The sequence below is a fragment of the Mycobacterium sp. genome (assembly GCF_032162605.1).
Taxonomy (GTDB): Bacteria; Actinomycetota; Actinomycetes; order Mycobacteriales; family Mycobacteriaceae; genus Mycobacterium.
Map to the genome: position 1 here is coordinate 1 of NZ_JAVROT010000055.1, position 4,450 is coordinate 4,450.

Sequence of the window (4,450 nt, forward strand, 5' to 3'; positions counted from 1 at the left end):
CTGATGGATCTCATTGATCAACGAGGTCAGGACATAACGCTCGGCCTCGTCGCCGTGCTCCTCCAGTACCTCGCCGAGCTCGGTCGCCAGCGTGGGCGTCACCGCGCGGATGGCCTCGATCAGATGGCACAGGAACCAGGCGACATTGTTGTCGTCGTGGTCGACGGTCAACCAGGCCACCGCGACGCCTTCGGCGGTCAGCTGCTTCGCCCACTGGGCGGCAAGCGTGCTCTTCCCGAAGCCGGTTGGACCGTGGATCACCGTGAGCTTCTTGTCCTGTTCTCCTCGTAGGACGTCGATCAGCCGCGCGCGGTCGACCAACGCCTTCGTCGACACCGGTAGCTGGAACCGGGTTGCCGGCGTCGGGGGCGTCACCATCCGCGCTGGGTAGCTACCGGATGGCGTGCCCGGCGACCGAGTGGGGTTGTACCGGACCGTCGGCGCAGCTATCGGCACGGGCATGTCGTCGACCGGCAAGCCGTGCCGTCGCTGCACGTCGCGCAACTGCTCCCCGAAGGCCTTCGCGGTCGCCGGGCGGTCCTCGATATCGCGCGACATCGCCTGCTCGATTACCGCGCAAACGTCGGTAGGCAGGCCGGAGTCCCGCAGGCTCGGCATCGGGTGCTTGGTGATCCGCAGGAACTGGGTCACCATTTGCTCGCCTTTGCGGCGCTCGAATACCGCGTGGCCCGTGCCGGCGCAGAACAGCGTCGACGCCAGGCTGTAGACATCGGAGCTCACGTCGGGTTGTTGCCCGAGCAGCACCTCCGGGGCGGTATACGCCGGCGAACCCATGACCGCGCCGTCCGCGGTCTCGAACCCGCCGATAATGCGGGCGATCCCGAAATCCGTCAGCTGCGGCTCGCCGTACTCGGTGAGCAGGATGTTCGCCGGTTTGACGTCGCGATGCAGCGTCTGGCGTCGGTGCGTGGTTTCCAACGCGCCCGCGACCTTCACCCCGATGTGCAGCGCGTCGGCCCAACCGACCGGCCCGTTGTCGTGGATCTTCGCCTCCAACGAACCGTGCGGGTGGTACTGCATCACGATGTAGGGCCGGCCGGTGGCGGTGGTCCCGACCTGGAAGATGTTGACGATGTGCGGATGCCCGGACAACTTCCCCATCGCCACCTGCTCACGCACGAACCGCTCCAGGTTGTCGGGCTCCAGATCCGCGGTCAGCACCTTCACCGCGACGGTGCGATCCAATGCGCGTTGGCTGCACCGATACACCACGCCGAACCCGCCGCGGCCGATCTCCTTGGGATCCTCGAAGCCGGCAGCCGCCAACTCCGCCGGGATCCCGGCGTGCATATCCCCCTGCGTCGGCAGCGGGTCGCTCTTTGCCATCGGTCGTCTCGATATCACCCGCGCCACGGCCGCGCCATGGCCACCTGACCTGAGCATATACCGATCTGCCGCACGCCGACGGCCGATGAGTGGGCTTGGATGTGGGCCGCACGCAAGTTGCGGTGGTCGCTGAATCCGAACCGTCCGATCACGTCGGTCAACAACGCTCCGGTGGGCACCTCGACGACGCATCGCTTGTTCAACGCGCCCGACAGCGTGACGAGCATGGAGCCTGGTTGTGTCCGGTCACCGATCGAGCGGAACCATTCGGCTCCGTACCGGGCGATCAGGGCGACGTGGGCCAGTGTCTCGACGTTGTTGATCAGCGTGGGTCGGCCCCGCACACCGGATGCGGTGGTGAGGAGCTTGCGGTCGCGGGGGAGTGCCGGACCGCCCTCGATGCGCCTGACGACCGCCGACTCCTCGCCCGAGATGAACGTGTCGGGAGCCTCGACGGCGGCTACTCGCCGTCTCAGTCCACGAGGTTGAGACAGGAGGGTAGTAAATTGCCGAACGATGCTCGGGGCGGCGTCGTCAGGGGCGCGGCGCAGTGAGAATCGGTGGTTGACGGTGCGCCCACCGAGGCGACCGTTAGTGGCCACCCTCGGTCTGTCGGATCTGCTCGGCGACGTCTGCTGTCGCGAGGTTGGCGGCGAGAAAGTCCGGGGTGCGGGGCAAGCTCAGGTGTAGCTGCGAGAGGGTGCAGATGCGTGCTTCGCCGTGGCTTATTTCGAAGTCCAACGCGTGACCGCCCTCGCTGTGGTTGTCGTCGAGGAAGTGGAGGTGGTAGCCCGCCACTGAGATTCCCTGGTCGTAGTCGGGCATGCGGAAACCGGCGAGGGTGCCGGTCAGATCCGAGCGTTGGCTCTCGGCCTGACCTTGGGTGGCCTCGATCAAGGGCGGGTAGGGCAGGGTTTGGGCCATTACCGTGCGCGTGCTCAGTTGGGTGAATCGCGCATGGATTTGGATGGCGTACATGAGGTTTTCGCTGCCGACGAGACGGTCGATCTGGGTGATGGCGTCGGCTCGGTTCGTTGGCAGCGTGAACGCGAGGGTGTGATCGGCTCGGAAGCGCGTGACCGCCGCAAAGGGTGTGCGTTCGGTGGCCGCGGCCACTGTTGCGCTGCCGTCGGCCCGCAAGTGGTAGCAGACGCCGTCCAGGATGACCATCTCACCGTCTAGGCGGTTGAAGGTGCCCAGCCCGAAGTCGCCGTGGCGCAGGATTTCTGCGATGGTGACGTCGCCGTCGTAGACACCGTCGAGCAGGGCGCCGATGGTGGACGACTGATAGAGCTCCCTATCTCCACCGGTGTCGTGGCGGACCTGGGCGCTGCGGTATGGGTGGGTGATCATGGCCGTGGCCCAGTGCCGGAATCGGTCGTGGGCTGCCTGGCGCGGAGTGCTCATTTTCAAACCGCGTTCATGCTCCGACGGAACGTGGACGTGCGACGGCTGCCGTTGCGCGGCCCCTTACCAGTCATTGGTCGTCATTTCGGCACTCCTCGGATGGATTGATGCGTGGTGGTCATTGTGGCCTGTTGCTCGGTATGTGACCGGCGTTGTGCCCTTGTCAGTCGTGGGTGTGGTCCACTTCTGGGCCTGGGTGATCCACATCAGATAGCCCAGTGCCGGTAGCACCATTACCGCGGCGAGCGCGACGACGACGAGAAGTGCGGTGAGGGTGGTGCGCGCGCCCGGCCGATCACGCCGGCCATGAAGGCCGCGTTCTGCTCGTGCCTGCACACCACAACCTGCGGGCCCCCGTCGGCCAGCACATCGAAGACCGCGTCGATCTTCGCCCCGGGCACGCCGAAGACGTAGTCCACACCGTGCGCGGTCAGGGCCTCCACCAACCGCTTCGCGCTTCGCACCGGCTGCGCTGCCACGTCGGTCATGCGTCGGCCAGGAAGCTCACGAGGTGGGCGGTCACCTCGTCGGGTCGTTCCTCCTGGGGCAGATGCCAGCAGTCAGGAACCGCGACCGTGCGCAGATCTGGGGCGATCTGAGCCCAAATGGCTCTAACGTCATAGGCTTTGCCCACCCATTCGAAGTCCGCGCCCCACAGCGCAAGCACCGGGCACCCCACCTTGACGTCTTGGTCTTCGGTGTCCTGCGCGACGTCTTCTGCGCCCGCGCGGTAGTCGCTGCAGGCGCCCATGACCGCGCCCGGTTGCTGGTAGGCGCGCACGTATTCCGTGATGTCGTCGGGCGTCATCAGTTGCGGGTTGTGGGACCACTGGCTGAAGAAGTGGCGCAACCAGATTTCCTCACGTCCCGTAATCAGGGCTTCGGGCAGATTCGGCAGGGCGTTGAACAGAAACCACCACTGTCCGCGGGCGAGTGGGCCGTCGAGCGTCTCAAAAAGCACGCGGGTGGGAATGTTGTCGAGCACCGCGAGCCGCTCGACGAAGTCGGGGTGATCCTTGGCCAGGCGTAAGGCCACCCGGGCGCCCCGGTCGTGCCCGATGACGGCGGCGCGGTCGTGTCCCAGGGCGCCCATCAGTGCACGGATGTCGTTGGCCATGGTGCGTTTGTCGTAGCCGGTGTATGGCTTCTCGGTGTAGCCATAGCCACGAAGATCGGGTGCGATGACGGTGTAAGACTGTGCAAGCACGGGGATCTGATGCCGCCAGGCGTACCAGAACTCCGGAAAGCCGTGCAGCAGAACCACCGGCGGCCCTTGCCCGGCGGTCACGTAGTGCTGATCCAGGCCGTTAGCCGTCAAGCGGTGATGGGTGACGTCAACTGTGTCCATAGCTACTCCCTGAAGTTCTTTGTGCAACCGGCTAACCCGGCTGATCCGACTGCTACCTTCCAGACAACCCACGCTCGGTCATCCGAAGTTCGAACGGAATCTCGACAGATATAGCGGTCCCGTTTCCGACCTGACTGGAGATGTGCATGTGGCCGCCGAGTGCCTCGACTCGGTCCATCAGGCCGGTAAGTCCTGACCCCTTGCCCATATCGGCTCCGCCCATTCCGTCATCTCGAACCTCGAGACGAAGCTTCGCCACGTCGGTTTCGGTGTACACACTCACCTGGGATGCGTGTGCGTGCTTCGCAGCGTTCGTGAGCGCTTCGGCAACGACGTAGTAGGCGGCAA

6 protein-coding genes are annotated in these 4,450 nt (G+C 65.4%); all 6 read right to left on the reverse strand.

What is annotated here, in order from left to right; translation table 11 throughout:
* Window positions 1-1,347: serine/threonine-protein kinase (locus QOI01_RS02955; protein WP_526378443.1), on the reverse strand; the 1,347-nt coding region annotated here is incomplete at its 3' end.
* A gap of 14 nt (window positions 1,348-1,361) precedes the next feature.
* On the reverse strand, window positions 1,362-1,949 hold the full coding sequence (locus tag QOI01_RS02960) for a hypothetical protein (protein WP_526378445.1): 588 nt from the start codon (window positions 1,947-1,949) through the stop codon (window positions 1,362-1,364).
* On the reverse strand, window positions 1,939-2,754 hold the full coding sequence (gene budA / locus QOI01_RS02965; RefSeq protein ID WP_526378447.1) for an acetolactate decarboxylase: 816 nt from the start codon (window positions 2,752-2,754) through the stop codon (window positions 1,939-1,941). Before budA ends, QOI01_RS02960 begins: the two co-directional genes overlap by 11 nt.
* A 233-nt stretch (window positions 2,755-2,987) precedes the next feature.
* The gene (locus QOI01_RS02970; RefSeq protein WP_526378449.1) at window positions 2,988-3,242 is read right to left on the reverse strand and encodes a thiamine pyrophosphate-binding protein; all 255 of its coding nucleotides are present in this window, start codon (window positions 3,240-3,242) and stop codon (window positions 2,988-2,990) included.
* Complete coding sequence (locus tag QOI01_RS02975) at window positions 3,239-4,102, reverse strand: alpha/beta fold hydrolase (protein ID WP_526378451.1); 864 nt, start codon at window positions 4,100-4,102, stop codon at window positions 3,239-3,241. The genes QOI01_RS02970 and QOI01_RS02975 overlap by 4 nt, the downstream gene beginning before the upstream one ends.
* Before the next feature lie 52 nt (window positions 4,103-4,154).
* Window positions 4,155-4,450: sensor histidine kinase (locus tag QOI01_RS02980; RefSeq protein ID WP_526378453.1), on the reverse strand; the 296-nt coding region annotated here is incomplete at its 5' end.

Bases quoted from the DNA above. Each gene is read 5' to 3' on its own strand.
- budA (WP_526378447.1), bottom strand. From the start codon at position 2,754: ATGAGCACTCCGCGCCAGGCAGCCCACGACCGATTCCGGCACTGGGCC.
- QOI01_RS02970 (WP_526378449.1), bottom strand. From the start codon at position 3,242: ATGACCGACGTGGCAGCGCAGCCGGTGCGAAGCGCGAAGCGGTTGGTG.
- QOI01_RS02975 (WP_526378451.1), bottom strand. From the start codon at position 4,102: ATGGACACAGTTGACGTCACCCATCACCGCTTGACGGCTAACGGCCTG.